General features: G+C 66.7%; 16 protein-coding genes and 1 other RNA gene. 5 read left to right on the forward strand and 12 right to left on the reverse strand.

The features are described 5' to 3' along the window. Window positions 1–3: 3 nt before the first annotated feature. The 7 genes from ybgC to QX108_RS31530 all read right to left on the reverse strand — a co-directional run bounded on the left by ybgC (window position 4) and on the right by QX108_RS31530 (window position 5,002). A complete protein-coding gene (gene ybgC, locus QX108_RS31500) occupies window positions 4–453 on the reverse strand; it encodes a tol-pal system-associated acyl-CoA thioesterase (RefSeq protein WP_315786295.1) in 450 nt (149 codons plus the stop codon). A gap of 60 nt (window positions 454–513) precedes the next feature. Next, window positions 514–1,434, reverse strand: coding sequence for a metallophosphoesterase (locus QX108_RS31505; protein WP_315786297.1), 921 nt, complete (start codon window positions 1,432–1,434; stop codon window positions 514–516). Between the two features lie 83 nt (window positions 1,435–1,517). Beyond that, entirely contained in the window at window positions 1,518–2,567 is a 1,050-nt protein-coding gene (ruvB, locus tag QX108_RS31510; RefSeq protein ID WP_172109983.1) for a Holliday junction branch migration DNA helicase RuvB, read from the reverse strand. After that, a complete protein-coding gene (locus QX108_RS31515; RefSeq protein ID WP_315724553.1) occupies window positions 2,564–2,983 on the reverse strand; it encodes a cytidine deaminase in 420 nt (139 codons plus the stop codon). Before QX108_RS31515 ends, ruvB begins: the two co-directional genes overlap by 4 nt. 46 nt (window positions 2,984–3,029) lie before the next feature. Next, window positions 3,030–3,647 (reverse strand): Holliday junction branch migration protein RuvA, encoded by a 618-nt coding sequence (gene ruvA / locus QX108_RS31520; RefSeq protein WP_315786300.1) that lies wholly within the window; start codon window positions 3,645–3,647, stop codon window positions 3,030–3,032. Then, window positions 3,644–4,171: a crossover junction endodeoxyribonuclease RuvC gene (gene ruvC / locus QX108_RS31525; RefSeq protein WP_012046730.1), complete on the reverse strand. Its 528-nt coding sequence runs from the start codon at window positions 4,169–4,171 to the stop codon at window positions 3,644–3,646. The genes ruvA and ruvC overlap by 4 nt, the downstream gene beginning before the upstream one ends. An 84-nt stretch (window positions 4,172–4,255) precedes the next feature. Continuing rightward, window positions 4,256–5,002, reverse strand: a complete 747-nt coding sequence (locus QX108_RS31530; protein WP_315724547.1) for a YebC/PmpR family DNA-binding transcriptional regulator — start codon at window positions 5,000–5,002, stop codon at window positions 4,256–4,258. 223 nt (window positions 5,003–5,225) lie between these two features. Between QX108_RS31530 and QX108_RS31535 the strand changes: the two genes are divergently transcribed. Then, window positions 5,226–6,971 carry a methyl-accepting chemotaxis protein gene (locus tag QX108_RS31535; RefSeq protein WP_315786304.1) on the forward strand — a complete coding sequence of 582 codons (1,746 nt, stop codon included), beginning with the start codon at window positions 5,226–5,228 and terminating at the stop codon, window positions 6,969–6,971. Window positions 6,972–7,015: 44 nt separating this feature from the next. Next, entirely contained in the window at window positions 7,016–8,446 is a 1,431-nt protein-coding gene (locus QX108_RS31540; RefSeq protein WP_315724543.1) for a methyl-accepting chemotaxis protein, read from the forward strand. Between the two features lie 10 nt (window positions 8,447–8,456). Here QX108_RS31540 and QX108_RS31545 read toward each other — a convergent pair whose 3' ends face one another. From QX108_RS31545 to ssrS, 3 genes are all read right to left on the reverse strand, one after another. Further along, the gene (locus QX108_RS31545; RefSeq protein ID WP_315786306.1) at window positions 8,457–9,281 is read right to left on the reverse strand and encodes a TIGR00282 family metallophosphoesterase; all 825 of its coding nucleotides are present in this window, start codon (window positions 9,279–9,281) and stop codon (window positions 8,457–8,459) included. Between the two features lies 1 nt (window position 9,282). Beyond that, complete coding sequence (locus tag QX108_RS31550; RefSeq protein WP_315786343.1) at window positions 9,283–9,864, reverse strand: 5-formyltetrahydrofolate cyclo-ligase; 582 nt, start codon at window positions 9,862–9,864, stop codon at window positions 9,283–9,285. Between the two features lie 151 nt (window positions 9,865–10,015). After that, window positions 10,016–10,177: non-coding RNA, 6S RNA (ssrS, locus tag QX108_RS31555), on the reverse strand. A 1,241-nt stretch (window positions 10,178–11,418) separates the two neighbouring features. Between ssrS and QX108_RS31560 the strand changes: the two genes are divergently transcribed. Continuing rightward, window positions 11,419–11,874, forward strand: a complete 456-nt coding sequence (locus tag QX108_RS31560; RefSeq protein ID WP_172109990.1) for a DsrE family protein — start codon at window positions 11,419–11,421, stop codon at window positions 11,872–11,874. A 120-nt stretch (window positions 11,875–11,994) separates the two neighbouring features. Continuing rightward, window positions 11,995–13,275, forward strand: a complete 1,281-nt coding sequence (locus QX108_RS31565) for a TAXI family TRAP transporter solute-binding subunit (RefSeq protein WP_315724537.1) — start codon at window positions 11,995–11,997, stop codon at window positions 13,273–13,275. Between the two features lie 329 nt (window positions 13,276–13,604). On the opposite strand, the gene QX108_RS31570 is transcribed toward QX108_RS31565, so the two are convergent. Continuing rightward, window positions 13,605–14,246: a glutathione S-transferase gene (locus QX108_RS31570; protein ID WP_315786309.1), complete on the reverse strand. Its 642-nt coding sequence runs from the start codon at window positions 14,244–14,246 to the stop codon at window positions 13,605–13,607. A gap of 3 nt (window positions 14,247–14,249) precedes the next feature. Then, on the reverse strand, window positions 14,250–15,518 hold the full coding sequence (locus tag QX108_RS31575) for a serine hydrolase domain-containing protein (protein WP_315786311.1): 1,269 nt from the start codon (window positions 15,516–15,518) through the stop codon (window positions 14,250–14,252). 438 nt (window positions 15,519–15,956) lie between these two features. Between QX108_RS31575 and QX108_RS31580 the strand changes: the two genes are divergently transcribed. Further along, window positions 15,957–16,352, forward strand: a complete 396-nt coding sequence (locus tag QX108_RS31580; protein ID WP_315786313.1) for an ester cyclase — start codon at window positions 15,957–15,959, stop codon at window positions 16,350–16,352. Window positions 16,353–16,626 lie beyond the last annotated feature (274 nt).

The following is a 16,626-nucleotide window of genomic DNA, read 5'->3' on the forward strand; positions in this document are numbered from 1 at the left end:
CGATTAGGCGAGGTCCGCCTTCATCAACTCGCGCAGCGCCTTCGGAATGGGCTGCGCCTTGCCGCCGCTGATGAAGGCAACCCGGACATCGGCCTTGACGAGCACCTCCTCAGCCCGCCGCACCTCCTGGGCCAGGGTGATCGAGGCGCCCTTGACCGCGATCGGCCAGGTCACGACGTCGAGCACATCGTCCATCCGCGCCGGCCGAAGGAAGTCGAGCGTCATCGAGCGGACCACGAAGGCGAAGCCCGGCGCTTCGGTGGCAGCCTCCGCAAACAGCGCATGCTGCTCGGCGCCCATCAGCCGCAGATGGTTGGTGCGGCCGCGCTCCATGAAGCGGAGGTAGTTGGCGTGGTAGACGATGCCCGAAAAATCCGTGTCCTCGTAGTAGACGCGGACCTGCATGTGGTGGCGGCCGTCGCGGATGTCGCCGTCGAGATGGGGTTGGGTCACTGGAAATCCTCGATCGCCGGAAATGCGATCGTTTCGCGCAAGTGAGCCGCGAGCGCAAGCTCAAGAGGTCACCTCCATCGGTTCCCCGCCGACCGTGACAAGCACGATCTCGGGCGGCATCCCGATCCGCACGGGCATCAGGCTGCAGCCGAGACCGCCGGAGACGATCACGTCGCATTGCGTGCGGATATGGCCATAAGCAAGGTCGACTCCGTTGCGGGCCGGCACGGCGGGCGACCAGCCGAGCACGCGCACCTGGCCACCATGCGTATGACCGGACAGTTGCAGCGAGACCCGCGACGGGACGCGCAATGCCACGTCAGGCTCATGCGCCAGCAAGATGACCGGCGCACCGTCCGTGACCTTGCGTAGCGTGCCTGCGAGATCATCAATGCCGATCCGCGGCACCGGGCGAAACCGCCGCGCGGCCATGTAGGCGAGTTGATCTCCGAGGCCGGCGAGCCAGAAGGCATGGCCATCCTTGGTGAGTCGGACGACCTCGTTCTCATAGACCGGAATGCCGACAGCCTCGAGCGCTTTCTGGGCAAAGGGCGCGCCATGGCCGTCGCGCTGCACCGTCCTGTCATCCCAATAGTCGTGATTGCCGAGAATGGCGTGGACGCCGAGCGGCGCCTTCAGGCCGCCGAGAACCGGAGCCCACTCCGAGGCGTCGATGCGCCCGACATGACGACGGTGACCGGCGACGTAGTCGCCGAGCAGGACGATCAGGTCGGGCTTCAGCGCGTTGGTTCGCTGGACGATGCCGTCGATATGCGCCAGCGACATCCAGGGATCGCAGGCGTGGATGTCCGCGATCGCCGCGATCTTCAGCTTCAAGCCGGCCGGCCAGTTGCGCGGGCGAACGTGGTAGTCGGTGACTCCGAGGCGGAGCGGCTCGATGCCGACGCCATAGGTGGCGGTGGAAAAACCGGTGGCGGCGAACGCGCCAGAGAATTTCAGAAAGCGGCGGCGTGACAGCATGGACGAACTCCTCGCACGCAATCCTTTTCCCCGCTCATTGCAACCGATTTCGGGTGCGTCTGTGCAGATTGTCAGCAGATTCGTTAATCATCGTCGTCATTGCCGAACAGGCCGATCTGGCTGGGATCGCGGTTCGCGGGCTCGGCCATGCCGAGATGCTTGAAGGCATGCGAGGTCAACAGCCGTCCGCGCGGGGTGCGCTGCAGATAGCCGCATTGGATGAGATAGGGCTCGATGATGTCCTCGATGGCGTCGCGCGGCTCGGAGAGCGCCGCCGCCATGGTCTCGACGCCAACCGGCCCACCCCCGTAGTTCAGCGCGATGGTCGAGAGATAGCGCCGGTCCATGGCGTCCAGTCCCGCGGCATCGACCTCCAGCGCGCTCAGCGCGTGATCGGCAATGGCACGATCGATCGCGCTGGCGTTAGCGGCGGAGGCGAAGTCGCGCACACGGCGCAGCAGCCGCCCGGCGATGCGCGGCGTACCGCGGGCGCGGCGGGCGATCTCGTTGGCGCCATCAGGCGTCATGCCGACACCCAGCACGCGGGCGCCGCGCGTCACGATGCCTTCCAGTTCTTCCACCGTGTAGAAGTTCAGCCGGATCGGAATGCCGAAGCGATCGCGCAGCGGATTGGTCAGCAGGCCGGCGCGTGTCGTCGCGCCGACCAGCGTGAACTTCGACAGATCGATCTTGACAGAGCGCGCGGCCGGGCCCTCGCCGATGATGAGGTCGAGCTGGAAATCCTCCATCGCCGGATAGAGCACTTCCTCGACCGCGGGGCTGAGGCGATGAATCTCGTCGATGAACAGCACGTCGCGCTCTTCGAGATTGGTGAGCAGCGCCGCGAGATCGCCGGCCTTGGCAATCACGGGCCCCGAGGTCGCGCGAAAACCGACGCCGAGCTCGCGGGCGACGATCTGCGCCAACGTCGTCTTGCCGAGACCGGGCGGGCCGACGAACAGCACATGGTCGAGCGCCTCGCCGCGCTTGCGCGCCGCCTCGATGAAGATCGACAGATTGGCGCGCGCCTGCTGCTGGCCGACGAACTCCGACAATTGCTGCGGACGCAGCGCGGTGTCCCCGACATCGTCGGAGCGCCGCTCCGGACTGACCATGCGCGCGGGCGGCTTCATTCGTTGCCGCGCCGGTATTTGTTCGGCAGCAGCTCGCCGATGGTGACCGCCGCAGGCCCCTTGCCGTTGGACGGCACGATGACGCGCGCCTTGGCATCATAGTCATGGATCAGCTCGCGGCAGGTGCCGCAGGGCGAGACCACCGCGACCTCGCCGGGCTCACCGGGCTTGGGGTGGCGCACCGCGACGATGGTCTCGATGCCGTGATCGCCGAACTCGGTGATGGCGCGGCCGATCGCGATGGCTTCGGCGCAGACGGCATTGCGGCCGAGATAAGCGTCGATGTTGACGCCGGTGATGATGCGGCCGTCGCGGGTGCGCATGGCCGCGCCGACCTCCTGCCAATCGTTGCGGTAGCGGTTCTTCACCGCCAAAGTCGCCGCCTCGATCAGCTCCTTGTCCTTCTTGGTCACCATGGTCGAGATGTTTGTCCTTCTGCGCTCCCGTCACAGCGGCGCGCGGCTATTTCGCCAGCTCCTTGAGGCCGAGGCGGATGAGTTGCGCGGTCTCGGCCTTGTCGCCGGCGGCACGCGAAGCGGCAGCGATCGCGGCGGCCGCTTGCGGCTGGCCGTAGCCGAGATTGATGAGCGCGGAGATCGCATCCGCGATCGGCTGCGGCGCGCGGGATTCCTCGATCGCGCCGGACAGCCTGACCACACCGGGATCGACATCCGCAAAAGCCGGCGCCTTGTCCTTCAACTCGGTGACGATGCGCTCGGCGACCTTCGGCCCGACGCCCGGCGTGCGCGCCACCGCGGCCTTGTCGCGCAGCGCGATCGCGTTGGCGAGATCGGCCGGCGGCAAGGTGCCAAGCACGGCAAGAGCGACCTTGGCGCCGACGCCTTGCACGGTCTGCAAAAGACGAAACCATTCCCGTTCGACATCCGAGCGAAAACCGAACAGCTTGATCTGGTCCTCGCGCACATAGGTCTCGATCGATAATGTGGCGGCTTCCCCCGGTGACGGCAAGGCCTGCAGGGTACGCGCCGAGCAGTGCACCTGGTAGCCGACGCCGCCGACATCGAGGATCACGAAATCCTCGGTGGTGGAGTCGATCAGGCCCTTGAGCTTGCCGATCATAGGCCGGCCACCTTCATGCGCAGCGCCTGACCCTGGCGGTGATGGGCGTGGGTGATGGCGATGGCCAGCGCATCGGCGGCGTCCGCCGACGGCGGCTCGGCTTTGGGCAGCAGGATCTTCAGCATCACCGCGATCTGCCCCTTGTCGGCATGGCCCGCTCCGACCACGGTCTTCTTGACCTGGTTGGGGGCATATTCGGCGACCGAAATTCCGAACATCGCCGGCGCCAGCATGGCGATGCCGCGGGCCTGGCCGAGCTTCAAGGTCGCGACGCCGTCCTTGTTGACGAAGGTCTGCTCGACCGCGGCTTCCAGCGGCTGGAAGTCGTTCAGGACCTTGGCGAGCCCCTCGTGAATCGCCAGGAGCCGGTTGGCCAGCGGCAAATCGTCGGGCGGCTCGACCGAGCCGCAGCCGACATAGATCAGCCGGTTGCCCTCGCTCTCGATCACGCCCCAGCCGGTGCGGCGGAGGCCGGGATCGATCCCGATGATGCGGACGGCTGCGCGAATCGGCTGGGCTTTCATGGGTTAGAGATAGCCTCGCGCCGTCCTGGTGGAAACATAAACGGAACAGCCGGCCGCCCAGGCCGCCAAATGGTTAACCGTCCGTCAACCGCCCATCTTCGCCATCAGCGCGTCGGATATCTCGAAATTGGCATAGACGTTCTGGACGTCGTCGTGCTCGTTGAGCAGATCCATCAGCTTCACCAGCTTCTCGCCGGTCTCATCGTCCACCGCGACCGTGTTCTGCGGCTTCCAGGTCAGCGCCGCCTTGCGCGGCTCGCCGAACTTGGCCTCGAGGTTCTTGGCGACCTCGTGAAAACTGTCCGGCGAGGCATAGACCTCGTGGCCGCCCTCGCCCGAGATGACGTCGTCGGCGCCGGCCTCGATCGCGGCGTCCAGCACGGCGTCATCGGAGGCGACGCTGCGCTCGAACTCGATGATGCCGACGCGGTCGAACATGAACGAGACCGAGCCGGTTTCGCCGAGGTTGCCGCCGGACTTGGTGAAGTAGGAGCGGATGTCGGAGGCGGCGCGGTTGCGGTTGTCGGTCAGCGCCTCGACGATGACGGCGACGCCGCCCGGGCCATAACCCTCGTAGCGGATCTCGGCGTAGTTCTCGCCTTCGCCGCCGAGCGCCTTCTTGATGGCGCGCTCGATATTGTCCTTCGGCATGTTCTCGGCGCGGGCGGCGACCACGGCGGCGCGCAGGCGCGGGTTCATCGCCGGATCCGGCGTGCCGAGCTTGGCGGCGACGGTGATTTCGCGCGCCAGCTTGCCGAACAGCTTGGACTTCATCGCATCCTGCCGGCCCTTGCGATGCATGATGTTCTTGAATTGGGAATGGCCGGCCATGCGAGGTCTCTTGTAATCGTCTGGAGGTCAGTTGCGGGAAGCGCGGCCTTATAGGCCGGGAATCGTCAAAATCAAAGATTTGGGGTGGTTTCAAGGGGGTGAGCGGTCCCCGGGGATCCCCGCCGCCTTGTCCCATAAGGCAAATGTTAACCATGGCTTCACTGTCAAGTGCAAGGATGCCGGGCTTCTGCACCTTTTCACGCACGACCGGGGGGCCACCCCAATGGCGTTTGGTTTGTTTGCGAGACGTGCCCCGGCGTCCGAACCGGTGGCCGAGCCAAAGCCGGTCGCCGCGCCTGAGCCGCCGGCTGCGCCGGATGATTCGGCCAAGGCCATTCTCGATCTCCTGGAGCTCGAGCTCGGCGGCATGATCCGCCAGCTGGAGCGGGCCGCGAACGCTGTCGCGAGTGGCGCCGAGGCGACGGCGGGAACGCTGACCGACATCCGCCAGCGCGCCGATGCTTTGAGCGGACGCAGCAGCGCCGCGCAGGGAACGGCCACGACGTTTGCCCAGGCCGCCGAGAAGGTGACGCAATCCGCCCATGGCATCCGGGCCCAGGTCGAGGACGCCGGCCAGCTCGCCGACCTGGCCAGCGCCGCCGCTCGCGAGGCGCGCGAGAATGTCGACCGTCTGCGCGAATCCTCCGCCGCGATCGGCAACGTCGTCAACCTGATCTCCCAGATCGCGCGTCAAACCACCCTGCTCGCGCTGAACTCGACCATCGAGGCCGCCCGTGCCGGCGAGGCCGGCCGCGGCTTCGCGGTGGTCGCCACCGAGGTCAAGGCACTGGCGGTGCAGACCCAGAACGCCACCGAGGAGATCACCCGCAAGATCGAGGCGCTGCAAAAGGACGCCGCCGGCTCGGCCGACGCGGTCCACCGCATCGCCCAGGCGATCGAGGCGATCCGCCCCGTCTTCACCAACGTCAACGGCGCGGTCGCCGAGCAGAACCAGACCACCGGCGAGATGTCTGACAATGCCGCCCAGGCGTCGCAGTTCATCTCATCGGTGGTCGACAGCGCCGCCGATATCGGCAGCGCCACCCAGCAGGCGGAAAGCTATGGCGAGCGCGTCACCAGCGCCGGCCGCGCGGTGACGATGTATGCCCAGAAGCTGAAGGCGCGCTGCGCCGTGCTGTTGCGCCAGGGCGACCGCACCGCGCGAAGCGGGGACGAGCGCCTGCCGTGCCATCTCAAGCTCGACATCAAGAGCGGCGGACGCGCAGTTACGGCTCAGGTCTACGAGATTTCCAAGGACGGCGTCCTGATCACCGGTCCGGAGGCCGGCCGCCTTGCCGTCAACGCGCAGTTCGACGCCGTGCTGGAGGATGTCGGTCCCTGCCGCTTGCGGATCACCGAGCAGGTCAAGGCCGGCGCCCAGGCTCGGTTCGACGCGCCCGGAGCCGAGCTGCGCGAGAAGATCGAGGACAAGCTCTGGGCGCTGCACGAGGAGAACAACGAGTTCGTCACCCGCGCCATGGAGGCCGGCACCGAGCTGAACCGGATCTTCGAGAGCGCCCTCGCCCGTGGCGAGATCACGCTGGAGGACATGTTCGACACCAACTATGTCGAGATCCCCGGCACCAATCCGCAGCAGCACCGCAGCCGGATTCTCGACTGGGCCGAACGCGCGCTGCCGTCGTTCCAGGAGGCCTTCCTGGCCAGGGATCAGCGAATGGCGTTCTGCGTGGCGATCGACCGCAACGGCTATCTGCCGGTACACAACAAAATCTACTCGCATCCGCAGCGGCCGGGCGATGTCGCCTTCAACACCGCCAACAGCCGCAACCGCCGCATCTTCAACGATCCGGCCGGGCTCGCGGCGGGCCGCAACCAGCGGCCTTATCTGATCCAGAGCTACGCACGCGACATGGGCAACGGCAACACCGTCATGATGCGCGAAATCGACGTGCCGATCCGCGTTCGCGGCCGGCACTGGGGCGGCTTCCGCACCGCCTACAAATTGTGAGCCGTGCGGTGACCTGCTGAATCTTGACGCCCGGGAGCCCGAACATGTCTGTCGCACAACGCGCCATTCTGGAAAGTCACGATGCGCGCTCCGGCGCCGAACGGCTGATGGACGAGATCGCCGACCGCATCGGCGGGCTCGGCGTCGAGCTCGCCGACGTCGCCGGCAACGTCCAGGAGGTCGCCAACCGCGTCAGCTACCAGTCGCAGCGTTTCGGCCATCTGCAGGCGACCGCCAAGACGATGGTGGCGGCCAATCACGACATCGCCACCGCCTCGCAGGCGGTGCAGACGGCCACCTCCGCCGCGGTCGGCGACATCGCGCAGTCGCGCAGCGTGGTGGAAACCGCGGTGCAGCACATCTCCGAACTGGTCGACTCGGTCGAGCGCATCGAGCAGCGGCTGGGCTCGGTCGGCGATGCGCTGTCGCAGGTCGCCAAGGTCTCGGTCGCGATCGAGGCGATCGCCAAGCAGACCAATCTGCTGGCGCTCAACGCGACCATCGAGGCCGCTCGCGCCGGCAGCGCCGGCCGCGGCTTCGCCGTCGTCGCCAGCGAGGTGAAGTCGCTCGCCGAGGCGACGCGGCAGGCGACGCAGCAGATCGGCGACACCCTGCGCGGGCTGGATTCGCAGGTGAAGAGCCTGCTCGGCGAGAGCGGCCAGGCCTCCTCGCGCGCCAAGACCGCGGGCGAAGGCGCCCAGCAGATCGGCGGCATCATCGTCCGCGTCCAGGACGGCTTCACCAGCGTCGGGCAGGAGATCGACGGCGTGGCCAAGGCCGCGACCTCCAATCTGGCGCATTGCGACGCCGTCATCAGCGAGCTCGCCGAACTCGCCAAGGGAGTCGACCAGTCCTCGATCGAGCTCAAGCAGGCCGACGGCCGCATCGCCAAGCTGCTCGACCATTCCGAAGCCTTGATCGGACTGATCGCCGAGAGCGGCGTCGAGACCGCCGATGCGCCGCTGATCCGCACCGTCGTCGAGACCGCACGGCAGATCTCGGCTGTGTTCGAGGCGGCGGTCGACCGCGGCGAGATCACGCTCGCCGACCTGATGGACGAGAGCTACCGCGAGATTCCCGGCACCAACCCGAAGCAATATCTCACCCGCTACGTCGAGTTCACCGACCGCGTGCTGCCCGCCATCCAGGACCCGATCCAGGGCAGCGACCCGCGCATCGTGTTCTGCGTCGCCTGGGCGCGCGGCGGATACCTGCCGACGCACAATCCGAACTACCGCAAGCCGCAGGGACCCGACCCGGTCTGGAACAACGCCAACTGCCGCAACCGCCGGCTGTTCGAGGACCGCGCGGTGAAGAAGGTCGCCGCCGCCAGCAACAAGCCGTTCCTGCTGCAGACCTACCGCCGTGACATGGGCGGTGGGCAGTTCGTGCTGATGAAGGACCTGTCCGCACCGATCTTCATCAAGGGCCGCCATTGGGGCGCGTTCCGCATGGGTTTCCGCATCAAGGCCTGACCCGCTCTCCTCAGGCTCCCCAGAATGTCGGCTTGGTTTGCGACAGCCGGCCGCCGATGCGCACCGGCGCGATCCGCTCGGCGAGCCCGGTCGCATCGTCGGTCTCGACCGCGACGCCGCTCAGGGTCGCCTCGCCCATCGCCGGCTCGAAGCGCGCCGAGGGGATGCCCGACTGGAAGCGGCGCAGCGGCTCGACCTTCTGCATGCCGATGATCGAATCATAGTCCCCGGTCATGCCGGCGTCCGTCATGTAGGCGGTGCCGCCGGGCAGGATCTGGTGATCGGCCGTGGGCACGTGGGTATGGGTGCCGACGACGAGGCTGGCGCGGCCGTCGCAGAAATGACCGAGGCCCTGCTTCTCGCTGGAGGCCTCGCAATGCACGTCGACCACGACGGCATCCGCCGCCTCGCGCAACGGACAGGCGTCGAGCTCGCGGCCGATGGCGGCAAACGGATCGTCGAACGGCGTCATGAACACACGGCCAAGCACGTTCACCACGAGCGCGCGGGCGCCGTTCTTGGCCTCTACCAGCGCCGCGCCGCGGCCGGGCGTACCCGCCGGATAGTTCGCAGGCCGCACCAGGCGCGGCGCGCGCTCGATGAACACCAGCGCCTCGCGCTGATCCCACGAGTGGTTGCCGAGCGTCACCGCGTCGGCGCCGGCATCGACCAGCTCCTGATAGATCGCCTCGGTGATGCCGAATCCGCCGGCCGCGTTCTCGCCATTGACGATGACGAGATCGAGCGCCCAGTCGCGGATCAGGCCTGGAAGATGGTCCGAGACGGCGCTGCGGCCGGCCCGGCCGACGACGTCGCCGACGAAGAGAATGCGCAACTCAATGGCTCCGAAAATCCAAGGTCTCACGCTCGGTTAGCACATAATCCAGCGCCGCGTCGTGGGCCAAGGCCGGGATCGCCTCGGTTTCCTGCACGGCGAAGCCGAGGCCGACCCCGGTGACGTGGTGTGCTTTGCGCAGGTGCGAGAAGGTGTAGTCGTAGTAGCCGCCGCCATAGCCGATGCGATGACCGGTGCGGTCAAACGCGGCGAGCGGCACCAGCATGACCTGAGGGACCAGCTCGGCCGCAACCGGCGACGGCTCGGGGATGCCGAGCGCACCCAGCGTCAGCCGGTCGCCCGGCGACCAGGCCCGAAACGAGAGCGAATGGCCGCGCGCCAGGATGACCGGCAGCGCCAGCCGCGCCCCCTGCGCGGTCAGCGCCAGCATCAGCGGCATCGGATCGAGCTCGTTGCGGATCGGCGCGTAGCCGGAGACCACCGTGCCGGCCTCCAGCGCAAACGGCAGCCCGCGCGCGGCAATGGCCTGCGCGGCGGCGCTGCGCGCCTCCTCGCTCAGGGCGTCGCGCGCGGCGAGCGCCGCAGCCCGCAATTGCTGCTTGGTGTGCTGAGCGGCCTTCATCGGCATGCGACGGGACCTCCGTTCAGAGCGCGCGGACGCGGGCACTTCAACGTTGCAGAAACGTAGCAGGTCGGCAACCGAAGGGGACAGACGAAGGAGAACTGAGAGGCAGGAGAACGGAGGAGCAGAACAGAGACGCAGGGGAAACAAGCGCGAAGCCGCAATCGCCGTTGAAACGCTCGATCCCGGAGTTCCCTACGAAAGTAGGTGGGCACCATATGTCCAGGTCCACGGACCTGGCCAGGGACAGTTCCCTAAAGGATCGATAAGGCCCCGGGGATATGTTGGTTCCGGACGCGCGTCGCAGCCTCGCAGGGGCAATGTAACCATGGCCCGGTGATTTTGCCAGCGGCGGACGTGGATAAGGCAAGACTTGGCCAACCACTCGGTGTCGTCGCCCGGCTCGCCGCCTTCGCTGAAGCTTCGGCGCGCCCTGTCCATTCGCGGCCGCGTCGAAGCCGAAGGCGAAGACGGGACCGGGCGACCCAGTACGCCGCGGCAGCAGTGATTGAGCCGAAAGGCCTCGGCGTACTGGATCGCCCGCCTGCGCGGGCGATGACGGTTGTGGCGAGGTGAGGGCCGAGCTGACCACGACGACAGAACAGGTCAAAACACGCATGGCTTCGCATCCTCGCGGCGCTTGGCGTCCGAGTTTTTCGACGGTTCGCCCCCTTCGAAACAGAGGGCGCAGGGAAGGCCGGGCGTCGGCTGACGCCCATGGCCCGCCTGCGAGAAAAAATGCAGGCGGCAGGTACCACAGGTGCAGCCGGAAACACCCGGCCTTCCCTGCGCGACGGTTGAACGGCTGCTTCGCGCTCTCCCTGGTGCGCCGGGCTTGTTGGCCACCATGTCGCACAGCGCGCTCACGCGCGTTGCGCGGGGGACACCAGCTTCGGGGTGTCGGGACCACGCGACTTGACCGGTCGTGTCTCACCGTTCGTCCGCGCGAATCGCTTCACGCTGCGTCGACACACGCCCATCGCATCCCACTGCCCACGTCTCGTGACGGTCGCGACACGCCCCTCATGCGGCACCAGGACGAGCGGAGCATCGGCTTGATTTGCCCGACGAGACAAGTGAAGCAGCCTGCGACATCGTAACGCGACGGGCAGTTTGCGCATGAGGCCCATGCGCGGATAGCCCGTCGTGTCGTGCTGCCAGGAGTCGCGTGCATCGATTGGCCGTGACGCATCCCGACATTCCGTCGTCATCCCGGCGAACGCCGGGATCCATACCGCGGGATCCATCAATGGGCACAACGGCAGTCATCGAGCGCAGCCAACTAACAGCGGTGGCTATGGGTCCCGGCGTTCGCCGGGACGACAGCGGTGAGCCTTGCAACGGCGGTGGCCCACACAAGATTCCCGGTCCGGGCCCATCGCGCGTGATGACGAGCCGGCATCATCGCGACCCTCGCGCGGCGGGCTCGCGCCGTCAGCGCATAGTCTCGCCATGATTGGGGCCCATCGGTTGGAAGCAAGGGTTGTGGCAGATCACGCCCACATCCAATATCTGGTATCGTGCATTCCTGTTTGCGTCCATCGGAGTCCTGGCATGCGTTTCGATCTGAAAACTCTCACGGCCGCCTGCGCGCTTCTGATTGCGTCGGGGGGCGCGAGCCTCGCGGCCGACGTCAAGATTCACCGCGTCTCGATCCAGGTCGATCAGAACGATCCGGCGATCATGAATCTGGCGCTGAACAACGCCACCAACATCATGGAGACGTTCAAGGAAAAGGGCGAGGAGGTCGAGATCGAGCTCGTCACCTACGGGCCCGGTCTGAACATGCTGCGCGAGGATACCTCGCCGGTGAAGGACCGGCTGAAGCAGATCGCCGAGCTCAGCTTTCCCGCCAAGATCAAGTTCTCCGCCTGCAACATCACCAAGCGCGGCATGGAGAAGCGCGAGGGGCATCCGATCGCGATCGTTGCCGAAGCGAGCCTCGTGCCTTCGGGCGCCGTCAGGCTGATGGAGCTGCAAGAGAGCGGCTGGAGCTATCTGAAACCTTAAGTAGTCGCCGCCCCAAATCCGCCAGGTTTAGGGCTCAATAGAGCACGACCTTAGATTGACGCGGTTTAATCAGTCTGCTCGTGGGGACGCGCTGGCAGACGCGATCGGGGGACTACTGTCATGCGTCGAACGCTCGCTGGCCCAGCGCTGATGGCGCTGGCATCGATCTCTGCCGTCCTGCTCATCTGCCAAGGCGCGGCGCTGGCCGAAGGACGGCCACTGGAATTCGCCCAGGCGCTGACCCCGGAGCCGCCGACGACGCCGCTCTCCATCAGGCCGGCGCGCGCGCCCGAGCGGCGCGCCGAGCCGCGCATGTCGGAGGCGCGCGCGCCCGAGCCACGCAGCGCGTCCGACGAAGCCGCGATCAAGGCGCGCATGAACCAGTGGACCGTCGGCCTCGCCGCCGGTCTGCCCGACGGCGGCTTCGTGCGCTTCGCCAGCGAAATGGCGCGGACGATGGATGACGGCGACAACATGCGCCTGATCCCGATGGTGACGCGCGGCACCACGTCGAACATCGCCGACCTGCTCTATCTGCGCGGCGTCGACGTCGCGATCACCTATGCCGACGCGTTCGACTTCTATGCCAAGCAGGCCGGCCTTTCCAACATCAACGACCGCATCCGCTATGTGCTGCGCTTCTTCATCTCCGACGTGCACATCTATGCGCGCGAGGAGTTCAAGACGCTGCAGGACCTGAAGGGGCAGAAGATCGCGGTGGGCACGGCGGGCGTGGCGGCTGCGCATACCGGACCGCTGATCTTCCGGCGCCTCGGCATCGACATCGAGCCGGTCGCGGTCGGCGGCCCGGTGGCGCTGGAGAAGCTGCACAAGGGCGAGATCGCGGCGATGGTGTATGTCGCGTCCAAGCCCGGCGAGCTGTTCAGCGGCAAGAAGGCCGATCCCGGATTCCACTTCGTGCCCGTGCCCTACACGCAGCAATTCTCGGATTTCTACTATCCGACCAGCATCAAGCCCGAGACCTATCCGGGGCTGGTGGCGCCCGACACGGCGGTCGAGACGATCGCGGTCCCCTCGGTGCTCGCCGTGTACAATTGGAAGCCGGGCAGCGACCGCGCCGACCGCGTCAACCGCTTCGTCGACACGCTGTTCACCAACCTCGCCCGGCTGCAGCAGCCGCCGTTCCACCCCGGCTGGAAGGACCTCAATCTCGAGGCCCAGGTGCCGGGCTGGCAGCGCTACCCCTATGTCGAGACCGTGCTGGAGCGCATGAAGAAGGAAGCCGACATCGGCCTGCCGCCGGCCGCGACCGGCGGCCTCACCCAGCAGGAGCGCTTCGAGGCGTTCCTGGCCTCGCAGGCCAAGGCGCCGCCGTCGAAGGCGGAGAAGGAGGAGCTGTATCGCTCGTTCCTGGAATGGAGCCGGAAGCGGCAGAGGTGAGGGAGCCCCCCCGAAGGGTTACGGGACGGGCCTCCAACTCATCAGTCGATAATGGTTGAGTGAGACGATCTCTCGCCGCTCGGGCAGTCTGCTCCCTCGCCCCGTTCTTCACGGGGAGAGGGTTGGGGTGAGGGGCAGCCGCACGGGAGGTGCAGCCAGTTGCGCGACGCTGATCCATCCTGCCCGTCCGATGCACTTCAGCCTGGGCTCCGCGCGTGCCATGCCCCTCACCCGGATTGCTACGCAATCCGACCTCTCCCCACAAAGGGCGGGGAGAGGTTTGCACCGAGCAAGCCGCTGGACTCTTCGTCCAACGAACGTCCTGCAGATCAGCTCAACAACAACGCCATCCCCGGATCCCCCTTCGCCATCGCCCGCTGATAGGCGGAGCGTGCGGCGATGCGCGACAGATATGTGCGGATGTTGGGGTATGGCGCGAGATCGTAGGGCAGGAAGTAGCGCATGGTAGTGAGTGAGAACACCGTCATGATATCGGCCGCCGTCAGCGTGTCGCCTGCGAGATAGTCCGATTCACCGCAACGCGCCTCTACGAGCGCGAACGCGCGGTCGAGCCGCGCGCGCATCGCGCCGAGCATGGCGTTGTCGTCCGGCAGATTGAGCCGGTTCAGGATCATCAGCCGCCCCATCGCCGCCTGCAAGGTGCCGTTGGCGAAATGAAACCAATACAGGAACGGCGCGAAGCCGGGGTCGGCGGGCCCGGGCCGCAAGCGCCCCTGGCCGTATTTCGCGATGATGTAGTCGACGACAGCGCCGGACTCCGCGAGCACCAGCTCGCCGTCGGTGATGACGGGCGCAGCGCCGATCGGATGCAGCGCCTTGTACTCCGCCGGCGCCAGGATCGTCCTGGCGTCGCGCGCGTAGCATTTCAACTCATACGGGATCTCCAGCTCCTCGCAGAGCCAGACGATACGTTCGGATTGGGATTTTCCGAGGTGATGAACGGTCAGCATGCGCTACTTGACCATGGCGCCGTAGACGATGTCCTGCACCTGCTCGCGATAATATTTGCGCAGGTCGCCCGGCGCGGCCGTACCGACCACCACCACGAGCCGCTCCTTGGGATCGCAGAAGAACTGCGTGCCGTAGGCGCCGTTCCAGCTGAACTCACCGGGATTGCCGGGCACCGCCGACAATCCCTCGCTGACGCGCACGGCGACGCCGAGCCCGAAGCTAAAGCCGGCGCGATGCGGCTCGACATTGGCGACGGTGTTCTTGATCTCGGGGCCGAGATGGTTGGAGGTCATGTGATGCACGGTCTTCGGGCTGAGGATGCGCGCGCCATCGAGCTCGCCGCCATTGAGCAGCATCTGGCCGAAGCGGATGTAGTCGCCGATCGTGGCGAACGCGCAGGCACCGCCGCAATCCGACTTCGTCGTGACGTCCAGCAGCTTGATCGCCTGCGGCTTGCCGGTGAGCGGATCGTTCGCGAACGGCCGGGCCAGCCGCGGCCGCTGCGCTTCCGAGGGCGCGAAGGTGGCATCGGTCATACCGAGCGGCTTCCAGACGGTGTTGGAGAGATATTCGCCGAGCCGCTGCTCTGAGACCTTCTCGACCACGGCACCGAGCACGTCGATGGAGAAGCCGTATTCGAACTGCGTGCCCGGCTGATGCGCCAGCGGCAGCTTGGTGATGCGCTCGATGAAGGCCTGGGTGTCGCCCTCGATCGCCGGCGCCGTGCCGTCGGGATAGAGCCGCGCCACGGCGCTCGAGCTGTCGGGCCGGCCGCCATACATCAGGCCCGAGGTGTGGCGATAGAGATCGTGGATCAGGATCGGCCTGATCTGCGGCGTCAGCAGCAGCGATCCGGCCTCCTGCGTCACGCCCACCTTCATATCGGCAAAGGCCGGATAATAGTCGGCGAGCTTGGCCTGCAGCGGCAACCGTCCCTGTTCCATCAGCGTGAGCGCACCGACCGCCGCCATCGGCTTGGTCATGGACGCGAGGGCGAAGACCGCGTCGAGCGGCATCGGCGTGCCCTTGACCGGATCGAGCTGGCCATAGGCCTTGTAGTGCACCAGCTTGCCGTCGCGCGCGATCGCCACGACGGCGCCGGGCACGCGTTTCGCCGCGATCTCGCGGGCGAAGAAGTCATCCATGCGCGTCAGGCCTGCCTGCGAGAAGCCGACCTCGTCGGGCTTGGCTTCGGGCAGCGGCGCGGCGGCGAGCGGCGTGGCGAGCGCGGTGAAGGCTGCGGCGGCCGCCGCGAGAATGAGCTTGTTCAAGAATACCTCCCTGACGCGAACTCGATCCCGCTTGTGGTCACGGGATTCAACGATGTCCGCTTGCCTAAGGAGTAGGGCAGCACGCAGCGAACGACAAGCGCTCGCAACACGATCACGTCGCGGATGATCACGTTCGCGGCTGCACAAGTGACGCCATCTCACTGGCTCGTTCATGCCGCGCTGCCAACCAGCGCGACAACTGGCAGCCACGTCCCTCGACAGATCACGCGGTATGGGTCCCGGCGTTCGCCGGGACGACAGCGGAGGGGATGGCGAGCAGCGCGCCACGCCCTTCCGACGTCGTCCCGGCCTTGAGCCGGGACCCATAGCCACCGATGCTGGACTTGGATGCACTGGAGCCACATCGCCGAATCAACGGCGGGAACAGTGCACGGCGGGGAGGATTGATCACGATCCACCCTCGTTGAGATCACCACCATGACCGCAGCCGAACTCGCCAATCACTATCGCGCCTATATCGTCTGCCTGAATGCGCAGGCCTGGCCGGCGCTCGGCGACTTCGTGCATGACCGTGTCGTGCATAACGGCCAGCCGCTCGGCCTCGCCGGTTATCGCGACATGCTGATCGGCAACTTCGCCGAGATTCCCGATCTTCGCTTCAACATCGGCCTGCTGCTGTCCGACCCGCCGCGGATCGCGAGCCGGCTGGACTTCGACTGCACGCCGAAGGGCGAATTCCTCGGCCTGCCCGTGAACGGCCGGCGCGTCGCCTTTGCCGAGAACGTGTTCTACGAATTCCGTGATGGCAGGATCGCGCAAGTGTGGTCGGTGATCGACAAGGCGGCGATCGAGGCGCTGCTCGCACCGACGTGAGCGACGCGGAGAGAAGCGCGAAATTCCGGCGTGCTGTCAGATACAGCGCCCTCTCCCCTTGCGGGAGAGGGCATGTAGGACAGAGCAGCAAGCTCGGTTGGGTGAGGGGTATGCCTCCGCAAGCGCGGTATCCGCGGAGAGATACCCCTCACCCAACCGCGTACGCGGACAGGCCGGAGATGCCCTCTCCCGCAAGGGGGCTAGTCTGAGCACACATCTCCGAGGAAGTAACCTTCGGTGATTGCGTTGAAGCGGGTCAGTCCGCGGGACATGG

Source organism: Bradyrhizobium sp. SZCCHNR1002 (genome assembly GCF_032381435.1).
GTDB classification, from domain to species: domain Bacteria; phylum Pseudomonadota; class Alphaproteobacteria; order Rhizobiales; family Xanthobacteraceae; genus Bradyrhizobium; species Bradyrhizobium aeschynomenes.

Coding starts and splice junctions, on each gene's coding strand:
- QX108_RS31505 (WP_315786297.1), bottom strand. CDS start 1,434: ATGCTGTCACGCCGCCGCTTTCTGAAATTCTCTGGCGCGTTCGCCGCC.
- ruvB (WP_172109983.1), bottom strand. CDS start 2,567: ATGAAGCCGCCCGCGCGCATGGTCAGTCCGGAGCGGCGCTCCGACGAT.
- QX108_RS31515 (WP_315724553.1), bottom strand. CDS start 2,983: ATGGTGACCAAGAAGGACAAGGAGCTGATCGAGGCGGCGACTTTGGCG.
- ruvA (WP_315786300.1), bottom strand. CDS start 3,647: ATGATCGGCAAGCTCAAGGGCCTGATCGACTCCACCACCGAGGATTTC.
- ruvC (WP_012046730.1), bottom strand. CDS start 4,171: ATGAAAGCCCAGCCGATTCGCGCAGCCGTCCGCATCATCGGGATCGAT.
- QX108_RS31530 (WP_315724547.1), bottom strand. CDS start 5,002: ATGGCCGGCCATTCCCAATTCAAGAACATCATGCATCGCAAGGGCCGG.
- QX108_RS31535 (WP_315786304.1), top strand. CDS start 5,226: ATGGCGTTTGGTTTGTTTGCGAGACGTGCCCCGGCGTCCGAACCGGTG.
- QX108_RS31540 (WP_315724543.1), top strand. CDS start 7,016: ATGTCTGTCGCACAACGCGCCATTCTGGAAAGTCACGATGCGCGCTCC.
- QX108_RS31550 (WP_315786343.1), bottom strand. CDS start 9,864: ATGAAGGCCGCTCAGCACACCAAGCAGCAATTGCGGGCTGCGGCGCTC.
- QX108_RS31560 (WP_172109990.1), top strand. CDS start 11,419: ATGCGTTTCGATCTGAAAACTCTCACGGCCGCCTGCGCGCTTCTGATT.
- QX108_RS31565 (WP_315724537.1), top strand. CDS start 11,995: ATGCGTCGAACGCTCGCTGGCCCAGCGCTGATGGCGCTGGCATCGATC.
- QX108_RS31570 (WP_315786309.1), bottom strand. CDS start 14,246: ATGCTGACCGTTCATCACCTCGGAAAATCCCAATCCGAACGTATCGTC.
- QX108_RS31580 (WP_315786313.1), top strand. CDS start 15,957: ATGACCGCAGCCGAACTCGCCAATCACTATCGCGCCTATATCGTCTGC.